This is a genomic window from Mesorhizobium alhagi CCNWXJ12-2, assembly GCF_000236565.1.
GTDB classification, from domain to species: domain Bacteria; phylum Pseudomonadota; class Alphaproteobacteria; order Rhizobiales; family Rhizobiaceae; genus Allomesorhizobium; species Allomesorhizobium alhagi.
The window spans coordinates 1-19,659 of sequence record NZ_AHAM01000310.1 but is presented as its reverse complement, the minus strand read 5'-3'; the positions used below and the strand labels follow the sequence as shown (position 1 = coordinate 19,659).

The following is a 19,659-nucleotide window of genomic DNA, read 5'->3' as shown; positions in this document are numbered from 1 at the left end:
TTCAGGATTCCGAACGCGCCCGCTCGGCAAGGCCAAGCCGCGTCATTTTTTCCCACAGTGTTGTTCGCGAGACAGCGAGTAGGCCCGCGGCCTTGGCGATCTGGCCACCGGTCTCTTCGAGCGCGCGCTCGATCTGGCGGCGTTCGGCCGCGTCCCTGACGTCGGCCAGTGGCAGGAATCCCGCACTGCCTGCGTTGGAAGCGTGTTCGGGAAAGAGGTCGCCCGGCATGATCCATTCGCTGGTCGACAGCGCGGCGGCGCGGTCAACGCGGTTGCGAAGTTCACGGACATTGCCGGGCCAGGCATAGGTAAGCGCAGCTTCCTCGGCGAGTGCACTGAACCCTCGGATGCGCGTGTCCGAGCGGCTGACGGCGTTTGCGAGAAACCTGTCGAGGAGCCACGTTATGTCCTCCCGCCGATGCCGCAGCGGCGGGATTTCGACGGGCAGGACGGCAAGGCGGAAATAGAGGTCTTCCCGGAATCCGCTCGTTCCTCCGCGAATTGCGAGATCGCGATGCGTGGCTGACACGACGCGGGCGCGGAACGGGATCGGTGTCTCGCCGCCGACGCGCACCAGGCTTCCGTCCTCGATCAAGCGAAGCAGCTTGGCTTGGAGCGACAGGGGCATGTCGCCGATCTCGTCCAGGAAGAGCGTGCCTTTGCCGGCGCGCTCGGCATAGCCGAGGTGGCGCTGCTGCGCGCCCGTGAACGCACCCTTCTCGTGACCGAATATCTCGCTCTCGAGGAGTTCCGCCGGGATCGCCGCGCAGTTGACTGCCATGAACGGCTCCGTGGCGCGTGGGGAAATCTGGTGTAGCAGCCTGGCCGCCACTTCCTTGCCGGAGCCGGTTTCTCCGGTGATGAGCACGGGCAAATCATGGTTCGCATAGCGGTGGATCAAATCCTCGGCATGCTGGATGGCCGGGGATTCGCCGAGATAGTAGCCCTTCAGCCTGACCCCGGAACTGGTGGTCCGGCGACCGGATTCGATGCGTTTCAGAAAGTCGTCCATCTCGAAGGGCTTGGTCATGAAATCGACCGCGCCCGAGCGCATCAGCCGCACGGCCTGATCGACCTCGCCAAAGCCGGTCACAAACAGGAAAGGAGGGGAATTCGGCTGTCGGGCGAGTTCGTTGAAGACGGTCTCGCCAGACATGTCCGGGAGCCTGATGTCGCAGATGACCAGGTCGAGCGCGTGCGCCGCCGGGGGGATGCCAGCGATCGCCTCGCGGCCGGATTGCCACCAGATGACCTTCCAACCTTCGAGTTCGAGCCGCTGGACGATCGAACCGCCCATGACCGGGTCGTCCTCCACGAGCCCTATCCTTGCGCGGTCAGGCAGCATCGGCTTCGGCATCCTCCCTGTCGAAGGGAATTTCCAGCGTCACCGCCGTCCCTCCGTCGTTCTTGGGTGCGATACTGGCAGTTCCGCCGAGTTCGTCAACCACGCGCCTGACCATCCAGAGCCCAAGGCCGCGTCCAGCTCGCACAGCCGGGCCCGGGTCGCGGTCGACGAGTATGCCCGCAATTTCCGGCGGAATCCCCGAACCCTGGTCGCCGATTTCGATCGTAAGGCTATTTCCTGTATCCTTTGCTCGTAACGAAACGATGCCGGCTTCGGGTGTGACAGCTGCCGCGTTGAGAAGGAGGTTGAGCACCGCCTGACGCACCGGGCCGCCCCTTACGGGGAGCTCGCGCGCGCCGTTCCACGAGATATCCCACTCCAGCTGCTGCCGCCTGCGGCGCAACTCGGGCTTGAGCAGCAACCGCACATCGTCGAAATCATCGGCCGTGAGGGGACGACGCGAGCGCTCCGGGCGATAGGTGGCAAGCGCGGCTTCGACAACGTCCCGAATCCCCGCCAGCCCGCGCTCGATCAGGCTGATGGACGTGTCACGCACTCCCGGCGTCTGCCCGTGCGTCTTCAATGTGTCTATTGCGTTGAACAAGCCGCCCAGCGGATTGTTGATCTCGTGCGCCATGCCAGAGGCAAGTCTCCCGAGGCTCGACAACTTCTCCTCTTCGGCAAGCTGCATGGCAAGGTTTGCGCGCTCGCGCTCGGCATGCACGAGCGTGTTGTAGCCATGAAAGAGGCTCGCGACCTCGCCATCGCCCGGCGGTATTTCGTCCGGCGATATCGGTTCGGCCGCTCCGTGAACCGCCGAGCGCATATGGCTCTCCAGCACGCGGATCGGCCCGATCATGCGATGGACGAGCAGGAAGCCGCCAAATGCGAAAAGACCGGCAACGATCGCGTTCGTCACCAGGAGCGTCACCAGGACTTCGCGTCTCTCGGCAAACAGGTGCGATACGTCGAATGCCGCATGGATCGCGCCGATCGGCTGGCTCTGATAGATGAGTTCGCGGCGGGCAAAGCCAGTCTTCCTGTCTTCGTCGATCGTTACGGCCTCAGTGCCGTATCGCGAGGCGTATTCGACGGGAAGCTCCGAATACGCCTTAATCTTATTGGGATCGCTAGCGGCGAGCACGCGTCCGTCCGAGTTCGTGACCACGGTTTCGATCGGTGCAAGAGACTCGTAAACGAAAGAAGAGCGGTCGAGTGCGTCGAACACTTCCCACACGTCCCCGCGCAGGACCGCGGGCAATACGGACGAAGACAGACCGTCCAGATAAGTGCCAGCCAATCCATCGAGATAGCTTTCCTGGGTGTGGGAAAGGCGGTCGAGCACCCTCTCGGAGATGGCTGCGCTGATCACCACCATCAGCAGGGCCACTATCGCCGGGACGCGGAAGGACAGTGGGATCGCTTGCCAGCGGCGGAACGGGCTCATCCGAACTGCCTCACCGTTTCGACCTTGGCGGCGATGGTATCGAAAAGCTCGGGCGGGGCGACGACGAAGCCGTCGAGACGCAGCATGTCCAGCACCTTTCTGCCCTCTGCATCATCGGACATCGAGACCAGTGCATCGCGAAGCGCGGCTATCCTCGGGTCGCCGGCCAACGATTTGGGCGAAGCGACCGGTGGAAATCCCAGCCATTCCGATTTCCGGACGATCATCGTCCGGGTCACCAGCTCCGGCTCGATCTCGCGCATGACCTCCCAGACGTAGCCGTCCACGCTGCCGGACTGCGCGAGCCCGGAGGCCACCGCCCTGATGACGTTGCGATGTCCGTACGTGAAAAAACTGCGCGAGAAGAACTGGTCGGGGCGCAGACGGTTTTCAGCGAGCAGTGCCCGCGTCACAAGGAAACCGGAGTTGGAATCCGGATCGGAGAATGCATGGATATCTTCGCGCAGGCCAGACCAGCCATCCACCGCCCGGCCGGCAGCCGCGATCAAGTAGGATTGGTATAGAGGCTTGCCATGCCACGAGGGTGTCGCGGTCAAGTCGAGATCGGCCTTGTACTGGACGTAGGGATAGCCGCATATCCAGGCCGCGTGAACCTGTCCCGAAACCAGGAGCGCCGTGATCTCCTGATACGTCCGCCGAGAGACGAGCTCGACTGCGCCTCCGAGTCTGGAGGAAAGGTATGCCCGCAGGTGCCCGAGCAACTCGAGGTCGTTGGAAAGGAATACGGGCGTCAGGCCAAACTTGAAGGGTTCGTCCCGCGCGCGGGCGAGCCTCGGCAAAGCGAGCGCGACCGCGCTGGCCAACGCCAATTTCGAGAAGTCACGACGGGACAGTCGGCCGATACGCACACCTTGCGAGCCGCCACGCACCATCAGTTCCTCCCAGAACCCGTCATTGCCGCTCAAGCAGCTTATTCTACGTCCGATCTGATTGCGACGGTGCTAATTTTTCTCCGGCGCAGTCGCCGTCAAGTGATTCGAAGATCGTCCGGTTGTCGGCCTACTCGTCGTATGTCCGAGAAGGGTCTGGTCAAGGGCGTGAATTCGGCGATGGCGAGCGAACTTCCGCAACGGGGTCGACTGTTACGATTGCGCGAACAGGCATTTGAGGTCGCTATCCGGCGTCTAGGATCAGCCCCCGTACGGCTTAGGGCAAATCACCCTCTCCTCGCAAACGACCCCTAGAACGGCAGAAAACTGGCGATATGAGCGATTGTCTCACCGCCCCAATTTATTGCGGCATGATACCAGCCTAGGGCCGTCTCATAGGCGACTTGCAACATCCCAAGAAAAAACACGAAGCAGATAACGAAGCCAAGCACCTTCCCGAATCCTTCGTCGCCCTTGGGATCGTTGCTCTGGATTGCGTAGTCCTGCCGATGATTGTTCAACATGATGGTCGCCTAACGTTCCCGATCGTCGCGGTCGCGTACCCTCTTTTCCAGTTCCTCCCGCTCCAGCTCCTCGAGTCGAGGAATATGCTGCTGCGCGGGATCGGTCCGTGTTGTTTCACCACCGCGCTGGGCGGCTTTCTTGTCCTTGTTTACTTGATCTTGCCGACGATTTGTAGCGTCGACCGTTGAAGCCAGTTCGTGAGCCTCGCGAGCCTCGGCGTCATTGGGCTGTCGCTTCTCCTCATCGTTGCGAAGATCGCGCTGCTGTTCGGCAATAGTATCGACGTTCGCCGGCGTCTTGTCTTTTTCTTCCTCTGGCCGTTGTGCGTGCTTCTCGGCCTGGGCGATGGCGCGCTGGAGGTCCGGATCCTGCTCGGCCACTTCGCGAATGTAAGTGTTGCCCTCGATCGCGAGGCGCGCTGCGCGTGAAATCGCCTCGTCATGCTGCTGCTCAATTTTAGCCCGCAACTGCTCGGTCTCCTCACGCTCCTTTTCACTTATGGCGTAGGTGTAGGCACCGGTCTCAGGATCGTGAACTGGTTCCGATTTCTCCAGATCGGCCAGCATAGTGACGGTCGCATCGATCTCCATCAGGACATCATTTGCGGCTTCAACAATCGCTTCGCCGTGCTTGGTGATCGCAGCTTCCCACTGTTCGTTCACCTCGCCTCGCTGATCGCTCCGTTGATCCTCGTTACCCTGTTCTACCACAGCCTCGTTGCGCTGTTCATGAAGTTGCATGAGCTCGCGCCGCTGGTTGACGTGTTCGCGCGCTAAGGTCGCAATCTCGTCAAAGTCGCTCCGATCGTCCGGAGCGACGCTGCGCTCCAGTTTGAACAAGGCCGTTTCGACCTTCTTTTCATAAGCCTCGAAATCTGTTCGTGATGTCTCGCGCAATTCGTCACCCTCCAAAACCAGGTTTTGTAATGTTACCAGATTGGCGCGGAATTTTGACCCGAAATCTGCATGTACGATATTGGAGGTCGCTTCTGCCTCTCCGGCCGAAAGCCCGGATATCAATTGATCCCGCTGCTGAGCAGCATAGGCGATTATGCTTCGGTCACCGCTGGCAAGGGCAATCTTCTGCCAGCCTTGCGTAGCCTTTACGGTATACTCCCGGCTCCTTTCACTTTTGGCTAAGGCTCTCCGGCCATTCCGTTTATCGTCATATCTCGCCTGCGCTGCCTCGCTGGTGCCGATATGTTCAGTGCGCCCTTCCCGGTTGACTGGCCGCACCTGGTTGCGCGTGAAAGCTGGTGGACTGGCGAACTCCCGGCGATCGGTCATTTCCATGGCAATGCCGTGATCCCGGGCCTTTTCTGCCATCGCCACCCGCCATTGCCGGAACACGGCCGGCGTCGTCTCGATCCGGTCACCGGATTCTGATTTCATGGTGACGATCGCGTGGGCGTGAACGTGGGGGCGCTTTCCGCCCTCACCTGCCTCCTTCGGGTCCTTGGCGGGGTCGTGCATCGCGAACACATAGCGATGTCCAGCGAACTGATCCGCAAGGAAGTCACGTACGGCGCCCTCGAAAGCCGCAACATCCGTTCCGGCCCTGGCCGACATGATGAGGTGCATCACATCGCGGCTTTTTCTGCTGTGCAGATCCCCGCGCCATTCTTTTTGCACCAGGCCGCCCGCGGCCTTGTCGTCCGCGACAGGCTGGCCTCGATCGTCACGGACATCGCCACCGTGGCTTTCGACCAGGTCCCGCAACTTGCTCGAACCGTACTCGACACCGTTGCCATACCCTTGAAACGAGAATTGGGCGGCCGCTTCGCTCGCAGCCGCACTTGCATCGTATCGGGCCTGAATGATGCCGGCCGCCTTTTGATCACCCGTCAACCGCTCCCCCTGCCCGCTCCTGAGAACGACGACGCCTTGCACGGTCATCGAGTCGTCGTCGTTCTTCTCGACGGCATAGGCAAAGCGCCGGTCGCCAAAACCGCTCGTAAGGCTGCTTCTCACCAGCTCATGCATCTCATCGTCGGACGCCAAAGCACTCGCTGTGATCTCTACCGCGAAACGGCCGATGTCCCGGCTCTCGGTTCGGTTCTGAAACAGATGATCCCAATCGGCCCGGATGCCGGCAAGGTCCTCACGGCTTCGGATGCGCTCGCCGTTTTCGTTCTCCACGGAAAGCTCGCTGCCGCGCGAAACGTAATTGAGCATCGCCCCGACCCGCGCCCCGCCGCCATAGGACGCCATTTTGACTACGGCCGGCTGGCTTTCCTGTCCCTGCGCCACTGCCGCAAGCCGGACTTGCATCGGCCGCGCCGCTATCGAAGCTTTTGCCGTCGTGCCGTGCATACTCTTCAACGCGGCGTGACGCGTCATGGGCGCGGCGCGGCCGCCACCTCCGCCGCCACCCGCTGCGCCAAGCTCGGCCAGCGCCTTCATGCGCCGCCGCAATTCTTCCTCGGCCGCAGATCGTCCCCCTCCAAGCGATAGCTCATGCAGCAGCGCCGCGCGCCGCTGCTCCCATTCGCTGGTGAACGCGCCGAAGAAGAGTTCCATGCCCCTACCCCTCCCCTCGCCGCTTGTGCCCGGCGCGCTTCGATAACGAACGCAGCTCGGTCATCACGGCCGCCTGGACGCGCTGCACGTTCGCCAGGTTGATGTCGAGCTCGCTCGGATGAACGCTCTTGCCGCTGTTTATCGATCGCGCCACCTGGTTCAGGTTGACGCCTATCGCGCGCATGTCCTCCAGCAACAGCGCCATGATGGCGCGATCCTCTTTGGTAAGGATCGGCCGGACCCCGGCACCTTCCAAAATCAGCGACCGGAAAAATCCGGAAACTGTCATGTCGGCCGCCTGGGCGGCCTTCTCAATGGCTGCATACTCGTCCGCGCTGACGCGGGCGTGCACCATGCGCTCCTTCCGGTCCGGCTCGAGCCGGACCTCGAGTTTCACGTCGTCCATTTGGCCTTGGGCCCCTCTCTCTGGCGCTTGCGGCAGGCATCGAGGGCTTGTTCCTCGATCGTCAGGAAAATGTCGCACATTTTTCCGTATCCTGCCACCCTCATTAGACGTGAAATTCGCACTTAATGAAAGAAACGCCGAGCGGAATCAAACACGCTCGACCTTATTGAAACGATTGGCAGGCCTTCGCCCTGCCCCTTCAAAACGCTAAAACGCTCTCCAGGGTTCACCTCCAGGACCGCTTTGTCGGCCTTTGTGTGCTCCTCGTACTCGTCCGCAAGGGACGCTCCGCTCTCCGCCCTTGCAGACTGCGTGCGAGCAGCACAGACGTCCTCTCACGCGGCTCCGGGGTTCACCACACTAAGCAGAACTCCCAAGAAGGCGCGCCCCAGACAGGCGCTCTCAATCGCGATGGCCTTTGGCCATTTTCGACACGCAAAAACCACACGACCTGATGTGTGAAATAGCCACTTGCTCATTTCCAACGCTGTGACCACACGACGTGGACGTAGAGTGTTAACATGATATAATTGTTTATCGTGGGTTTGATTGGTCGTGGGCCACTTCGGTGCGATGTTTTCGCAGGCTGTGGCCGATTTTTCGCATGGTGTGTTGAAGTAGGCCATTTGAGTAGCACAGGGCGTTCACCCCAAGGCGTTTCCCTGCGCGACGCAGAGATCGAGCCGAAAAAGACTTTGCGTCCTGGCGAAGGGAGTTACCGAGAATGCCAGTTTTTATTTCAGCGGTGAGTGGTAAGGGAGGCGCCGGCAAGACCACAGCAGTCATCTTGATTGCCGGCGAATATGCTCTTCAGGGACGGCGCGTTCTGCTGATCGATGCCGACGGCCGGCAGAATCTCCATGAGTGGTGGAAGCGCTGCGAGGCGAAGGACAATATGCCTGACGGCATCGATCTGGTGACGGCCGCGCGACAAGACACGATCCAGCAGGTCCTCGATGCTGAAGCAAGCAAATATGACGTGGTGATTATGGATTCACCCGGTCAGGACAGCGTGGTGCGCGACACCATTATCCGGAGTTCTCACCTGGTCCTCACGCCGATCCAACCGAACCAGGATGAGATCAAGGCGGCAGGCGAAGCTGCCCAAGCCGCAGCGGAGATTGCCGATCAGACCGGGTACGTGATTCCGCAGGCTAACTTCGTCACCCGATTAACAATTCCGGCTCGCAATCTTGAGGCGTATCGCTTGATCAGGCCGTTCGTGAACAACCTCCGCGAAAATGGCTACGACTCCTATTTGCTCGATACCGAGCTTCTGGAACGCAACTGCTATCGCGAGCTGCGAAGCGGCTACGGAACACTGCAAATGCTCGAATTGACGGAGCCCGTGAAAAAGGCAAGGGCGGAAGTTGTGAGCCTGGTGGGCGACGTTGAGACGCTTCTGACGAGCTCGCTCAAGGAGGTAGTCAATGGTTAAGAGACAAACGACTGTTTCGGATTTCCCCGTCGCGCCGCGCCGGCCCAGGCCGGGGGCGGCCAAGCCAGCCAGTGAAGTCGCGCCACGTCATGACGAAACTGCAGCGGCGCCAGTTAACGTTGGACCGGACACAGCCCCGCAGACGGCAAAAATGGAAGAAGACCGGGCGCCAACGTCCCTGTTATCCTCCACGGAGGCTGAACGCCGAGAGCGATTGACGACACGCGCTTTGGAGCGTGAGGATTCGCGGATCCGGCTTCGCGATCTGAAGCGAGCTCGTGAGCGTGAATCGAAGCACTTTGTCAACGTGCCGCTGGATTACGAGACAAAGAAACGGCTCGAAAAGGCCGCGCACGAAAACGACCTGAAGATGACCGTCATCATGAAGGCGGCTATCGATCAGTATCTCCGCGACAACGGTTACTGAGAATGATGGGCCGCGGCTTCCTATTTGGAATAGCTGTCGGCATCGGTATCGGCATCTACGCCGCGCCGATGCTCGGCCGGCCGAGCATCGGCCTTGGCGCGTTTTCGCAAGTCATTTTGCCTACCGAGAAAGGCCCCGATCGCATACCCGATAAGGCTACATGGCCGACCAGTGAACAGGCGAAATCCGAACTCTTCCGCATATCCAAATGGGACATATCCAAGCACGGAGACGGATCGACGGTTAGCGTGAGGCGGTGTATAAGGATTGATGAATATTCAATAGCCTGCGAGCTGTCGGCTCACCTTGGTTGGATCGAAGGCGAAAAATTCGTGGAATCAGTGTTTGAGGGCGCGTCAGACCGTTGGACCATGGTCGCAGCAAAGAACCGCTAGTGCCCCTTGCAACCGTACGCCGTATCATATTCGATCCCTTCCAAGAGCTCGGAGGGCAATCCGCGCGCAGCAGCGTTGACCGCCCTCCTGAATCCCAGAATGGGTAAGGGAAAAGGCAGTTCTGGGGATGGATTTAATGCCAAGTGTAATCAATTTGGTGCATAGTACCGCCCCGTGGGCGGGTTTTCATTTAGGGGGTTGGGTCTGTGACTCGGGATATGAGCACCTATAAAAGTGCAAAGGGGTTGGTGGAAACGACCGACCGGGAGATTGAAAAACCAATTTATCGACGTCCCGGCTTTGACGGCATCACGACCCTGGGCCAGATGGACGAGAAGATCGCGGCTTTCCTGCGCAAGGCACGCGAGGATGAAGGTCTGACGCGAGCGGATCTCTCACCTTTGCTTGGTCTATCAGTACCGGTTTATGGTCGATACGAACGTGCTTTCTCGAAAATGCACGTTACTCGTATGATCCACCTCTGTGAAATCCTCGGCTTCATGCCGATCGAAATGCTTTTTGCGGCTGCTCCTCACCTTTGGGGCCGGACGCCGGAGGAAGCCGAAGATCGTCTTGAACTGGCAAAGCTTATGGCGGCCTTGCCCCACGACACGACGCGCGATCTCCTCGCCCTGGTAAAGCGCATGGTCGCACAGCAAAAGGCGGCCGACGCCGCCACAGCCTCATCGACATCGAAGGACTAAGGCCGCTAATCGGCCTTGTTACCTTCGATTGTGAACCGGCGCCATAGCGTGACCCCTCCTGCCACTAAGATTTCAACGGCTTATCCTGCCGATCGGCGCGAAGACCCCACGCCGATCGACACTCTGGCATCTCCGGATTTTATGAGAACCTGCTAGGTCTCTAGGTCGCGACAGTGCGAGTGCTCTTGCGACTCAATACCGGAAAGCTTCAGCCAACCCACCTTCCCGTAAAAACCGTGCTTTTGTTAGCGTGGCTCTGTCCAACCGGAGATCTTCCCTCGATCCAGCTGACTGTTGAATTCCGACTGGGAAAGGCCGGCCATGTTCAACCGATTTCCGATGACTCGATAATTGCCCGTCAACCAATGCGAGCTTTTCAAAGTCCCCATCTTTCAAGGGGAGCAACACGATACCGCTGGCATCGGAGCAACGAGCGATGGCCAGTTCTTTCGCAGCCTCTCTGTCGGCAAGTCCGACGATGAAATGTCGAGTTCTTCCATCGTCGATCAGCGAGACCCGCCATCCCGTAGACATCGATCCCTCCCATGGCTTTCCGCAAAGGATATAGGAGCGCTTTCTAATATGCGAACCATGAGATCGATGCGGCTTCAGCGACCAATGCCTGACCAATGGTGGTACGGCGGCCGCGCCGGAGACCACGAACTGGTTGAACGGAAAAGGAATGCGGCTTCGGGGCGAGGTCTGCAACCGGCCCCTCAAAGGTTCGCTGCCGGGCGCGGAATCCCACCCAACATTCCTCGGCCGGCGACATCTCGCGGGGCCGAGTTCTTGCCAGCAACGAGGACGAGTACCGCGCGATAGATATCCTCGTCCAGGCGCTCAACAGACGAGTGCGCCTGACACTGGGAGGTCGACCTCAGCCGCCTGCTCCCGCGAGGGCAGCGTCGATAAGACGGGGAGCTCCGGAGCGCCAACGAGGAAGGACGCTCCGGTTCTCTACCTTCCGAGAGGATGCGTTCCTCCCGCCCTCTGGGTACTAGCCTAAGCAATTCCGGCAAGGCGGATTGGTTCCGGGAATAAAGCGCGCAAACCAGAGCCTTTATACAAGAAATCTCCATCCCCAAGCAGGAGATGCGAGAGTGCTTGCACGACGGCCTGTCGCCGATCGCGCGCCTGCGACTTTTTTGGAACATCACAGCGCAACGGGAGATTGGTAGCCGAACAGGACAGGAGCCATGCCCCGCTTTTTCTTCCATTATCGCGACGGCGACAAAGCTGCCGAAGATACTGAGGGGGTCGAACTCGCTAACGAAGCTGAAAGTGTGCTCGAGGCGATGATCTCGGCCAAGGAAATCATCGCTGAGGCCTTGTTCAGCGGAGAAGCAGTGCCACGGCAGGCTGAATTCTCAGTGACCGATAGTGAGCACCGCCAACTCTACGTGTTCCCATTCAGTTTAGCAGCCGATCAGCCGACGGACAGAATTTCGCAAGCGATGTGGGAGGTACGTAGCGCCGTGTACCGGTACAGGACGCAAGAAACCCGCCGCTAAGATCATCCTTGCAAAGCGGCGGGTTCCTTGGGTTTCCAAGGGCGTCTGCTGGCATTCGCCGCCGAGCCCAACCTCACGACGTCGATCTGACTAGCGCAGTATTTAGTATGGTGGCCGCCTGCATAAGGCGTGATAGTGTGTCTTCGTCGAGCCCACCCTTTCTGGCTCGGCGGCGTTTCTGCCGAGTCATGACTCGCTTCGCGAGTCTCCGGCCCTTGAGGGCCAAGATCATGCTAAAGCACCCGACTGCGCATTTCGAAGCGGCGAGCACTCTTGCCGTTGTGGTATCATCAAACGAACCGCTGCTTTTCCTATCCGACGACCAGAAGGTCATTGCAGCGAGCGCATCGTTCTGCCGCGCCTTCGAGATCGACCCGGCGACAATTCCCGGTAAACGTCTCAGCGAACTTGGGAATGGCGAATGGGCGATGCCCAAACTTGCGTCACTGTTGAAGGCTACCGCTTCGGGAAGTGCGCATATTGAAGCCTACGAAATCGACCTTAAGCGCCCAAACCAGAAAACACGGCAGTTGGTCGTCAATGCGCGGACGCTCGATGACGGCGACATCGATCATATTCGCCTGCTTCTGGCCGTAACCGACGTGACCGATGTGCGCGCCGAGGCTCGACTGAAAGATGATCTCGTTCGCGATAAAGCGATCCTGCTGCAGGAGGTCCAGCATCGGGTGGCAAACAGCCTCCAGATCATTGCAAGCGTTCTCATGCAGAGCGCTCGTCGGGTCCAATCGGAGGAAGCGCGCGGGCACCTCCACAACGCCCATCACCGGGTCATGTCGATTGCAGCCCTGCAGAAGCAACTCTCTACTTCCAAGGGCGGCGACGTCGAACTCCGTGCCTATTTCACTCAGCTCTGCCAAAGCCTTGGCGCGTCGATGATAGCCGACCCTGACCGGCTCTCGATTGAGGTGACCGCCGACAACAGCGCCGTGGAGGCGGACGTTTCCGTAAGCCTGGGGCTTATCGTGACCGAGCTTGTAATAAACGCGCTCAAGCACGCCTTTCCCGGTGAGCGAACGGGCACCATCGTGATCGACTATCAATCTTCGGGCAATGACTGGACCCTTTCGGTTACCGACAACGGCATCGGCATGTCTGCGGGCAGCGATGCACCCAAGGCGGGACTAGGGACTGGCATTGTGGAGGCGCTCGCAAAGAACCTGAGGGGCGAAATTCTGTTGAGCAATGCAGGCCCCGGCACCGCCATCACAATCAGCCATCAGGAAGGCGACCGTCTCCGAACTGATCTTTCTACGGCCGCATAGGAACCCAAGTGCTTCCGAAGCGCGCTACATCGCAGCCTGCAAGGCTATCCACCTCCATTAACCGAGTGAGCAATGAATAATGGCAAAGCGGTCGTCCTGGTAGTCGAAGACAGCCCGGTGATCCGGATGGGCGCCGTCGATCTTGTGATGTCGGCTGGCTACGAGGCGCTGGAGGCGGGCGATGCGGATGAGGCAATTCGCATTCTTGAGTCGCGAAATGACGTCGATCTGGTGTTCACCGATGTTCAGATGCCAGGGACAATGGACGGCATCAAGCTATCCCATTACATCCGGGATCGATGGCCGCCTGTGAGGCTGATTGTCGCATCCGGCGCCACCATTCTCGAAGAGAGCAGTCTGCCCGGGGGGAGCAGGTTCTTCTCAAAACCCTACGATGACCACACTATTATAGACGCAATGGCACACCTGCTTTCGAGCGACTGCGACTGGACCGCAGCAAAACAGGCGACGCTGATCCGATGAAAAACCTCTGCCGGGGGGCAGCGTCGCCCATAGGGGAGCAACCGGGCCGGAAACGGACTGGCAGGTTCGAGGCTAGGCGTTCTCAGAACCCGACTTTCAGACACCGCATGTGCTTGGTTCGGACTCGGTGCACACGACGCCGCCCCGCGCGGTTGTCCCTATATGGTCTTGAACGAAACTATGATATGCAGGTGTCACCTCCGCAGTTATGACCTTTGATCACAGCAACTGATCGCCCTTAAGTTTTGGCGCGCCGTGATCGCAGTGTGACTTGCGTTCCTCCGACCTCGTTTGTCAGCTCTCACGCCCCTCTGCCGAGGCGTGCATAAAGGCGAAGAAATCACCCTATGAACGAAACATACGCTCACGCGCGCGCACAGTTTTTCGCGGCGATACGAACGCTGGCCGCTTCGGCCGACCCGATCCAGACCCGACTGTGCGCGGGGACGGAGAGCATCCTTGAGGTCACCATCGACGAATTCGAGGGAAATAGAGAACTTAAGATCAGGTTTGCCCGGATCCTCGACCTATTGTCCGTCGATCAGGACGATATGGGGGCCATAGCCGTGGAGACGGCCGCCCACATGACGGATTTTGAGGCGATCAAAGTCGCCGATCTGATCTGCGATTTCTACTCCGACATCGACGGAAAATAACCTGTGCAGACCCGTTGCACTGGGGCCCAACCGGCGTCCTTCGGGAAGTTCCGTCAGCGCCACCACCAATCGACGTGGATTGAGGCGGGGCTGGCGGAGGTTTTCGGAAAGGCCGGTTTCACCCGCTGCAGTCGCGCGTTCGAGACGCCGTTTGTTGAACAGGATGACAATGTGTGTTGGTCCAGCCGACACTGACCCTACCCCAGTATCAAGGAGCTCCGCGTCTGCGTCTTCTTCTGATCCCTTTAACGGCGGAATCCGTGTTGGTGACCGGACGCCCATCATGCAGCTGTGAAGGAACGTTAAGGCGCTGCTTTCGTTGAGTCGTGTCAAGCTGCTGAATCGTGAGGACGACACCATGACCAGCACGGGCGCCACACACCACATTCCAGCCGACGTGCGGGCTGCAATCCATGCGTTTCTGGACGCATGTCATAGAGAGGGAAGACCGGTCGCAACGTCGGAAGCGCTGGGCGCGGTGCGACGCGTTTTTCCTGATCTGGATATCTCGGATACAGCTCTATTGGATGCCATCACCAGCGAAGCATCGACAGCGGGCTTCGATGTGGAAGCGTGCGCAGGCGATGCTTCAAACACGCTGAAGCAGAAATCGCTCGAACGATGGGACAATGAAGGCGGGGCTATTGGCCGCCGGCCCCGCACTGAGGCGCAGCGGATGATCGACAATGATACGAGCGGTGCGAGGCGACGCACCGAAGAGACGAAAGATCGAAACAATCTGATTTAGCAGGCTGTGACGAGGCCCTGGGCTGGGACGGTCGGCGACGATGGTGAGGCGACCCGGCGCGGAGTTCGGCCATCGTAGAGACCGGCGATTGTAGGAGATCGCCTGCCGTCAAACACGCATGCTAATGATCCAAGGAGGAACGAGATCATGGTTGAGAAACAACCTAAGGCGCATGCCCCAAAAAACAGTCCCAAAAGTAAGCACGACCGCAAACCCGAAAACAAGGTTGCAGTCCCCCCGCCCGAACCCGTTGCCGTTGATCGACCTGGCTTCGACCTGGGTGGTTAAACCGGTAAGACGAGGGCGGGAACAGGCCTGGCCAAGACGCTTCTGAAGATCGCAGTGATCGTAGCCTGCCGGGGCGCCGAGGGAAAAACAAGCAGAGCATAGGCCTTGGTCATGGTCTTGATCGAGGGCGGCCTCGCGATGTGACCCTTGGCCAAAGGGGCTTTGGGATGCCCGACGAACCACGCAAGCCGCAAGAGGGGGATCCTGCCGAACTCGACGATGCCGCATGAACACCACCATCACCGCCGACCTGGCCGGCTTGCTGTTCATCATCGACCGATGCCAGGCGATTCGCGACCGCGCTGTAGAGATCAGGGAAACCGCTGTCCGTGAGGCTGGTCAACTTGTGCGTCGACAGCCGATTTCCGATTGAAGCGCGGCCGCCTCCGCCTGGAGCACCACAGCCCGATCGAGGTCGTCGCGGCCGTCGAGCAGCCTCAGCGCCTCGATTGCGGTGCGCGCACAAGGAAAAGCCCGCCGCAGGTTTCAAGGAGGCGACGGGCTTCCCGCCCCAGGTCGCGGCTGGGGCCATGAACCGTGGGAGTTTGCACCGCCACGGTCCGCAAACTGAACCGCTTTCGAGCCGATATGGTTCCCCGTCACGGATTGATCGAAAGGCTCGTCGTCAATAGTACCTATACCCACACATCCTAAACACGCCGCCACCAAAGGGATCGCTTACTGTGGCATCCCCACAATCGATGGCTGTGCCGTTTCTCAACGTCGCTAATCTGCCACAAGTGGGATTGCAGCACCGCTGCACGACCGGCGCGCGCCCCAGCCCCAAGCCCGCCCATCGGGGCGCGGGCCGGTCGGACAGGATTTGGAAAAGGGTGAATAGTTGCTTTATCGTGCGACCATTCCGCAACACCCGCGCATTGTGCAGATTGGAGGCATCGTCTTTCATCAATCTCCTCCGCTTGAAAGGACTCGTCGGCTCAGTTCCCGCCGCAAACGTCGATTGAAACCCTTTACGATTAACCCAGAGCAATCGCGCGCTAGGTCATCGGTTTGTTGCCTGAATAGAGGAATGACCCATGTCCGGCGCCACTACTGAAGTCAGGGATATCGATGACCTGATCGAAGACCTCCTCGCCAAGGCTGACGCCGAATGCCTTTCGGCCCTATTCGACTCCATGCCGCTCAGTGACGCGCTGCGCGAACTGCTGCAGCTCTCTCCCACGGAGCGGGATGCGGTTCTATCCCTCCTCCCGTCGGAAAAAAGCCGCAAGACTGATCGAAGAAGCACCTAACGAGATGGCGGTCGAACTCGTCGAGCGCCTTGAGGCTGGCAAAGCCGCAGAGATCATGGAGGAATTGAATTCCGACATCCAGGCAGATGTCATCGGGGAGCTCGACCAGCAAGATGCCGACGCAATACTCGCAGAAATGGATGCCCAAGAGGCTGCGGACGTCCGCCAGTTGGTCGCATACGACGACCATACCGCGGGCGGGCTTATGGTTGCGGAAGCTTTTACGTTTCGGGAATCCGATACCGTCGGGGCGGTGCTGCACCGGTTCGTCACCGAGGACGATGATTTCGAGCGATACCGCGGTCAGCACCCTTACATAGTGGACCGGGAAGGCCGCCCCATTGGTGTCGTATCGTTGCGGAGCCTGCTGACTTCGCGACGCAGCGCCAAATTGACCGACATCATGACCAAGCCTGTTACGGTTGCAGCGTCGGAGTCCCTCGATGCGCTTCAGGATTTATTCGATAAGTATCCCTTCTTGGGCCTGCCCGTCGTTGAAACAAATGGCCGGCTGGTCGGTGTCGTTTCGCGCGCCGCTGTCGACGATGCCGCCCTTGAACGTGCGGAGTCTGAGGGATTGCGGCGGCACGGCGTCGTCGGGGACGAGCTTCGATCGATGCCACTCACGGTCCGCGCCCGCCGCCGGCTTGCCTGGCTGTCGGCAAACGTCGTCTTGAACGTCATCGCTGCTAGCGTCATCTCGGCATATGAGGAGACCCTCGCGGCGGTGATTGCCATCGCAATCTTCCTGCCCATGGTTTCGGACATGAGCGGCTGCTCGGGCAATCAGGCCGTCGCCGTCACGATGCGGGAGTTGGCGCTCGGGCTGGTACGGCCTATTGATATGGCAAGGGTCTGGGGCAAGGAAGCCTCCGTCGGCGTCATTAACGGCGTGGCACTCGGCGTGCTGATCGGCATAGTTGCTTGGATTTGGAAGGGCAGCTTTTTTCTGGGTCTGGTCATCGGGACGGCGCTCGCGCTGAACACATTGATCGCCGTCTCCATCGGCGGCGTGGTGCCTTTGTTGTTGAAGCGGATCGGGCAGGATCCTGCAGTGGCGAGCGGCCCGTTGTTGACGACGATCACCGACATGGCCGGTTTCTTCCTGGTTCTGAGCCTGGCAACCGCGATGATGCCATACCTGATTTGAGAGCATCTCGCGGGTAACGCGAACGACCGCAGCTGACCAGCGAGAGATCGAGGCGCGGTGGCACATTAGAGCGACTAACGGCGCTTGGGCGGGCGCATGACCTTGTGCGCCCGCTCCCGGGTCACCAGGGGCGGGCAGCGCTGCTGGGTGACCTGCTGTCCGTTCTGCTCTCGCCATATGAAGATATGGGAGCATTCAGCGGCCGCATTCGCGTTGCGGTTCCCCGCATGGGAGTTGGCGAAGGCGCGGCGACTGCCATGGCTCTGGTCATCCATGAGCTTGCGACGAACTCGCTTAAATACGGAGCGCTTTCCTCGGATACGGGGACTCTCGACGTGTCTGGCTCCACGAGCGACGAGGACGTGAATATTGTCTGGACTGAACGCGACGGACCGGAGGTCGAAGCTCCTAGCAGGTTGGAAGGCTACGGGAGCAAACTGATCGCGCGAAGCGTATCAGACCAGCTTGGCGGCTCGATCGCATATGACTGGTCGGAGGACGGATTGATCGTCAACCTCAAGGTCAAGGCCAAGAAGCTGGCCGCATAGGAAGTCCGCCTGAAGATCGATCACAAGCGTTTCGTTCACCAAGGTCTGAAGAAGCCAGTCGTGCCTTGCCTACAGTGTCGGGTGCATCTGGCAGGGAGACCTGTCATCGTGAGTGCCCGAATACGCCGCTACAGCGCGTTGTGCCGGTAAGGCTCACGTCGACAGTCCCGAAGACATCCACCGCCCAATCGAGTCCCGAGACAGGCGTGCAGGAGAGCGAACTTGCCAGCACGCGGGCGATCCAAGCCTCGGGCTTCTCGCGTTAAAGGTCGTGGTGACCTTCGAATGATCCCGCCGAGCTAAACCACACCGAAATTAGTGATAGCGGCGTCAGACGGCTTTACGCTTGCGCTCATCAGCCTTGGGGCCGGTCGACGATGGTCACTCATCAGGGTGTTGGCTATTATCGGCCACGGGCGATTGCCGACTTTTATTTGGAACATTCTAGCGCAACTGGAGATTGGTGGTCCGAACCGGACAGGAGACATGCCCCGATTTTTCTTCAACTATCGCGACGGTGACAAATCTGCCGAGGATCTGAAGGGTACAGAGCTTGCTGACGAGCCTGCCAGTGTTATCGAGGCGATGATCTCGGCCAAGGAAATTATTGCGGATGCCTTGGTCAGAGGGGAGGTAGTGCCGCGGGATGCTGAATTCATGGTGACCGACAGTGAACACCGCCAACTCTACGTGTTCCCATTCACCCTAGCAGCCGATCAGCCGACCGGCAGAATTCGAAAGCGATGAGCGGTGCCTATCGCGACACCGTATGGAGACTCAAGACACCCGCCGAGCAGGATTCGGACCAAACGGCAGGTTTCTGAAATGCCCCGATATTGCGTGGTAATTGGGTAGCAATCGTTAACTGCCGCAGCGATTGGATTCGTAACCCCACCTGGTATGTGCTACTATGAAATGTAGTCCGATCTTTATGGCTACGGACGCTTGAAAGAGTCGATCACGCTTTCGCCCAACATAAGGGAGACGCGCGAATGACCCTCCGAGGCATAGCAGACGCCGAGCAGTTGGCGACACTCACCAGAATTCTAGACGATTATTGCGAACAGGCTGGCATTGAGGGCTCGCAGCCGGCGCGAGAGCATCTCCCCCGTCGCCTGATTGCTCTTTTCAGTGGCGGCATCGACAGCCCCGACGACATCAGGATGGCGCTGGATAACATTTCAAAGGATTTCCACACCGATCTCAGGGTCATGTAGGCCGGCAAGACGCCCTGTAAAGGCGGGCTATGTTTTCCGCATCATCGGCTTGGGTGGCGGCGTATTGTCGTCACCGATCAGTATACCGGCCTCCTCTGCGGCATCACGAAAGGCTTGGCGGGCTGCCGCCGCCTTGCGCTGACCCCCCAGAACCTCCAAGCAGGCTTTGTGCGCTGCGCGTGCCTTGGCAGTGTCGATTTTCATAGGCCATTTGTTGATCAGCCATTCAGCTGCCTTGCGTGCGCTGCCTATGTGCTGAACTTGGCCGGCGGGCGCGCCTTGAACCTTCACCGCCGGGTCGAAAATCCCGTCTTCCAGCTTAACCATACTAACGCCCCAAAAGCGCTGGGCATCCACGCTACTCGACTGGCGGGTTGCCAGCAACAACCGGGTGTTAAGCGGGCGAATCCGGCGGAGTGATGAAAG

23 protein-coding genes are annotated in these 19,659 nt (G+C 59.6%); 15 read left to right on the top strand and 8 right to left on the bottom strand.

What is annotated here, in order from left to right; genetic code table 11:
* Position 1: 1 nt before the first annotated feature.
* The 6 genes from MAXJ12_RS32220 to MAXJ12_RS32195 form a co-directional block, all read right to left on the bottom strand.
* Positions 2-1,345 carry a sigma-54-dependent transcriptional regulator gene (locus MAXJ12_RS32220; protein WP_040589317.1) on the bottom strand — a complete coding sequence of 448 codons (1,344 nt, stop codon included), beginning with the start codon at positions 1,343-1,345 and terminating at the stop codon, positions 2-4.
* Complete coding sequence (locus tag MAXJ12_RS32215) at positions 1,335-2,792, bottom strand: sensor histidine kinase (RefSeq protein ID WP_008840414.1); 1,458 nt, start codon at positions 2,790-2,792, stop codon at positions 1,335-1,337. Before MAXJ12_RS32215 ends, MAXJ12_RS32220 begins: the two co-directional genes overlap by 11 nt.
* Positions 2,789-3,718 carry a substrate-binding domain-containing protein gene (locus MAXJ12_RS32210; protein ID WP_008840413.1) on the bottom strand — a complete coding sequence of 310 codons (930 nt, stop codon included), beginning with the start codon at positions 3,716-3,718 and terminating at the stop codon, positions 2,789-2,791. Before MAXJ12_RS32210 ends, MAXJ12_RS32215 begins: the two co-directional genes overlap by 4 nt.
* 275 nt (positions 3,719-3,993) lie before the next feature.
* Positions 3,994-4,206: a hypothetical protein gene (locus tag MAXJ12_RS32205; protein WP_008840412.1), complete on the bottom strand. Its 213-nt coding sequence runs from the start codon at positions 4,204-4,206 to the stop codon at positions 3,994-3,996.
* Between the two features lie 9 nt (positions 4,207-4,215).
* Positions 4,216-6,726 (bottom strand): coiled-coil domain-containing protein, encoded by a 2,511-nt coding sequence (locus MAXJ12_RS32200; RefSeq protein ID WP_008840411.1) that lies wholly within the window; start codon positions 6,724-6,726, stop codon positions 4,216-4,218.
* A gap of 4 nt (positions 6,727-6,730) precedes the next feature.
* Entirely contained in the window at positions 6,731-7,132 is a 402-nt protein-coding gene (locus MAXJ12_RS32195) for a MobC family plasmid mobilization relaxosome protein (RefSeq protein ID WP_008840410.1), read from the bottom strand.
* A 724-nt stretch (positions 7,133-7,856) separates the two neighbouring features.
* On the opposite strand from MAXJ12_RS32195, the gene MAXJ12_RS32190 reads away from it, so the two are divergent.
* The 4 genes from MAXJ12_RS32190 (at position 7,857) to MAXJ12_RS32175 (ending at position 10,096) form a co-directional block, all read left to right on the top strand.
* The gene (locus MAXJ12_RS32190; protein ID WP_008840408.1) at positions 7,857-8,570 is read left to right on the top strand and encodes a ParA family protein; all 714 of its coding nucleotides are present in this window, start codon (positions 7,857-7,859) and stop codon (positions 8,568-8,570) included.
* The gene (locus tag MAXJ12_RS39435) at positions 8,563-8,997 is read left to right on the top strand and encodes a hypothetical protein (RefSeq protein ID WP_244421683.1); all 435 of its coding nucleotides are present in this window, start codon (positions 8,563-8,565) and stop codon (positions 8,995-8,997) included. The genes MAXJ12_RS32190 and MAXJ12_RS39435 overlap by 8 nt, the downstream gene beginning before the upstream one ends.
* Before the next feature lie 2 nt (positions 8,998-8,999).
* Positions 9,000-9,392, top strand: a complete 393-nt coding sequence (locus MAXJ12_RS32180) for a hypothetical protein (RefSeq protein ID WP_040589297.1) — start codon at positions 9,000-9,002, stop codon at positions 9,390-9,392.
* Between the two features lie 218 nt (positions 9,393-9,610).
* Entirely contained in the window at positions 9,611-10,096 is a 486-nt protein-coding gene (locus tag MAXJ12_RS32175; protein ID WP_085984157.1) for a helix-turn-helix transcriptional regulator, read from the top strand.
* A 192-nt stretch (positions 10,097-10,288) separates the two neighbouring features.
* Here MAXJ12_RS32175 and MAXJ12_RS37385 read toward each other — a convergent pair whose 3' ends face one another.
* Positions 10,289-10,630, bottom strand: a complete 342-nt coding sequence (locus tag MAXJ12_RS37385) for a hypothetical protein (RefSeq protein ID WP_139044163.1) — start codon at positions 10,628-10,630, stop codon at positions 10,289-10,291.
* 662 nt (positions 10,631-11,292) lie between these two features.
* Here MAXJ12_RS37385 and MAXJ12_RS36280 point away from each other — a divergent pair.
* From MAXJ12_RS36280 to MAXJ12_RS32125, 11 genes are all read left to right on the top strand, one after another.
* Positions 11,293-11,607 carry a DUF6894 family protein gene (locus MAXJ12_RS36280; RefSeq protein ID WP_008840404.1) on the top strand — a complete coding sequence of 105 codons (315 nt, stop codon included), beginning with the start codon at positions 11,293-11,295 and terminating at the stop codon, positions 11,605-11,607.
* A 230-nt stretch (positions 11,608-11,837) separates the two neighbouring features.
* On the top strand, positions 11,838-12,890 hold the full coding sequence (locus MAXJ12_RS32165; RefSeq protein ID WP_008840403.1) for a sensor histidine kinase: 1,053 nt from the start codon (positions 11,838-11,840) through the stop codon (positions 12,888-12,890).
* A gap of 72 nt (positions 12,891-12,962) precedes the next feature.
* The gene (locus tag MAXJ12_RS32160) at positions 12,963-13,373 is read left to right on the top strand and encodes a response regulator (protein ID WP_008840402.1); all 411 of its coding nucleotides are present in this window, start codon (positions 12,963-12,965) and stop codon (positions 13,371-13,373) included.
* Positions 13,374-13,720: 347 nt separating this feature from the next.
* The gene (locus MAXJ12_RS32155) at positions 13,721-14,029 is read left to right on the top strand and encodes a hypothetical protein (RefSeq protein WP_008840401.1); all 309 of its coding nucleotides are present in this window, start codon (positions 13,721-13,723) and stop codon (positions 14,027-14,029) included.
* Positions 14,030-14,387: 358 nt separating this feature from the next.
* Complete coding sequence (locus MAXJ12_RS32145; RefSeq protein ID WP_050898986.1) at positions 14,388-14,777, top strand: hypothetical protein; 390 nt, start codon at positions 14,388-14,390, stop codon at positions 14,775-14,777.
* Positions 14,778-15,291: 514 nt separating this feature from the next.
* Positions 15,292-15,438, top strand: a complete 147-nt coding sequence (locus tag MAXJ12_RS37955) for a hypothetical protein (protein WP_008840398.1) — start codon at positions 15,292-15,294, stop codon at positions 15,436-15,438.
* A 664-nt stretch (positions 15,439-16,102) separates the two neighbouring features.
* Complete coding sequence (locus MAXJ12_RS38495; protein ID WP_008840397.1) at positions 16,103-16,318, top strand: hypothetical protein; 216 nt, start codon at positions 16,103-16,105, stop codon at positions 16,316-16,318.
* The gene (mgtE, locus tag MAXJ12_RS32140) at positions 16,257-17,468 is read left to right on the top strand and encodes a magnesium transporter (RefSeq protein ID WP_202946720.1); all 1,212 of its coding nucleotides are present in this window, start codon (positions 16,257-16,259) and stop codon (positions 17,466-17,468) included. The genes MAXJ12_RS38495 and mgtE overlap by 62 nt, the downstream gene beginning before the upstream one ends.
* 185 nt (positions 17,469-17,653) lie before the next feature.
* A complete protein-coding gene (locus MAXJ12_RS38490) occupies positions 17,654-18,016 on the top strand; it encodes a sensor histidine kinase (RefSeq protein WP_008840395.1) in 363 nt (120 codons plus the stop codon).
* Between the two features lie 486 nt (positions 18,017-18,502).
* Positions 18,503-18,763, top strand: a complete 261-nt coding sequence (locus tag MAXJ12_RS32130; protein ID WP_050898984.1) for a DUF6894 family protein — start codon at positions 18,503-18,505, stop codon at positions 18,761-18,763.
* 245 nt (positions 18,764-19,008) lie between these two features.
* Complete coding sequence (locus tag MAXJ12_RS32125; RefSeq protein WP_008840393.1) at positions 19,009-19,233, top strand: hypothetical protein; 225 nt, start codon at positions 19,009-19,011, stop codon at positions 19,231-19,233.
* Between the two features lie 27 nt (positions 19,234-19,260).
* On the opposite strand, the gene MAXJ12_RS34805 is transcribed toward MAXJ12_RS32125, so the two are convergent.
* A partial coding sequence (locus MAXJ12_RS34805) for a DUF982 domain-containing protein (protein WP_008840392.1) occupies positions 19,261-19,659 on the bottom strand: 399 nt, incomplete at its 5' end.

Bases quoted from the DNA above. Each gene is read 5' to 3' on its own strand.
- MAXJ12_RS32220 (WP_040589317.1), bottom strand. From the start codon at position 1,345: ATGCTGCCTGACCGCGCAAGGATAGGGCTCGTGGAGGACGACCCGGTC.
- MAXJ12_RS32215 (WP_008840414.1), bottom strand. From the start codon at position 2,792: ATGAGCCCGTTCCGCCGCTGGCAAGCGATCCCACTGTCCTTCCGCGTC.
- MAXJ12_RS32205 (WP_008840412.1), bottom strand. From the start codon at position 4,206: ATGTTGAACAATCATCGGCAGGACTACGCAATCCAGAGCAACGATCCC.
- MAXJ12_RS32200 (WP_008840411.1), bottom strand. From the start codon at position 6,726: ATGGAACTCTTCTTCGGCGCGTTCACCAGCGAATGGGAGCAGCGGCGC.
- MAXJ12_RS32195 (WP_008840410.1), bottom strand. From the start codon at position 7,132: ATGGACGACGTGAAACTCGAGGTCCGGCTCGAGCCGGACCGGAAGGAG.
- MAXJ12_RS32190 (WP_008840408.1), top strand. From the start codon at position 7,857: ATGCCAGTTTTTATTTCAGCGGTGAGTGGTAAGGGAGGCGCCGGCAAG.
- MAXJ12_RS39435 (WP_244421683.1), top strand. From the start codon at position 8,563: ATGGTTAAGAGACAAACGACTGTTTCGGATTTCCCCGTCGCGCCGCGC.
- MAXJ12_RS32180 (WP_040589297.1), top strand. From the start codon at position 9,000: ATGATGGGCCGCGGCTTCCTATTTGGAATAGCTGTCGGCATCGGTATC.
- MAXJ12_RS32175 (WP_085984157.1), top strand. From the start codon at position 9,611: ATGAGCACCTATAAAAGTGCAAAGGGGTTGGTGGAAACGACCGACCGG.
- MAXJ12_RS37385 (WP_139044163.1), bottom strand. From the start codon at position 10,630: ATGTCTACGGGATGGCGGGTCTCGCTGATCGACGATGGAAGAACTCGA.
- MAXJ12_RS36280 (WP_008840404.1), top strand. From the start codon at position 11,293: ATGCCCCGCTTTTTCTTCCATTATCGCGACGGCGACAAAGCTGCCGAA.
- MAXJ12_RS32165 (WP_008840403.1), top strand. From the start codon at position 11,838: ATGCTAAAGCACCCGACTGCGCATTTCGAAGCGGCGAGCACTCTTGCC.
- MAXJ12_RS32160 (WP_008840402.1), top strand. From the start codon at position 12,963: ATGAATAATGGCAAAGCGGTCGTCCTGGTAGTCGAAGACAGCCCGGTG.
- MAXJ12_RS32155 (WP_008840401.1), top strand. From the start codon at position 13,721: ATGAACGAAACATACGCTCACGCGCGCGCACAGTTTTTCGCGGCGATA.
- MAXJ12_RS32145 (WP_050898986.1), top strand. From the start codon at position 14,388: ATGACCAGCACGGGCGCCACACACCACATTCCAGCCGACGTGCGGGCT.
- MAXJ12_RS37955 (WP_008840398.1), top strand. From the start codon at position 15,292: ATGAACACCACCATCACCGCCGACCTGGCCGGCTTGCTGTTCATCATC.
- MAXJ12_RS38495 (WP_008840397.1), top strand. From the start codon at position 16,103: ATGTCCGGCGCCACTACTGAAGTCAGGGATATCGATGACCTGATCGAA.
- mgtE (WP_202946720.1), top strand. From the start codon at position 16,257: ATGCGGTTCTATCCCTCCTCCCGTCGGAAAAAAGCCGCAAGACTGATC.
- MAXJ12_RS38490 (WP_008840395.1), top strand. From the start codon at position 17,654: ATGGGAGCATTCAGCGGCCGCATTCGCGTTGCGGTTCCCCGCATGGGA.
- MAXJ12_RS32130 (WP_050898984.1), top strand. From the start codon at position 18,503: ATGCCCCGATTTTTCTTCAACTATCGCGACGGTGACAAATCTGCCGAG.
- MAXJ12_RS32125 (WP_008840393.1), top strand. From the start codon at position 19,009: ATGACCCTCCGAGGCATAGCAGACGCCGAGCAGTTGGCGACACTCACC.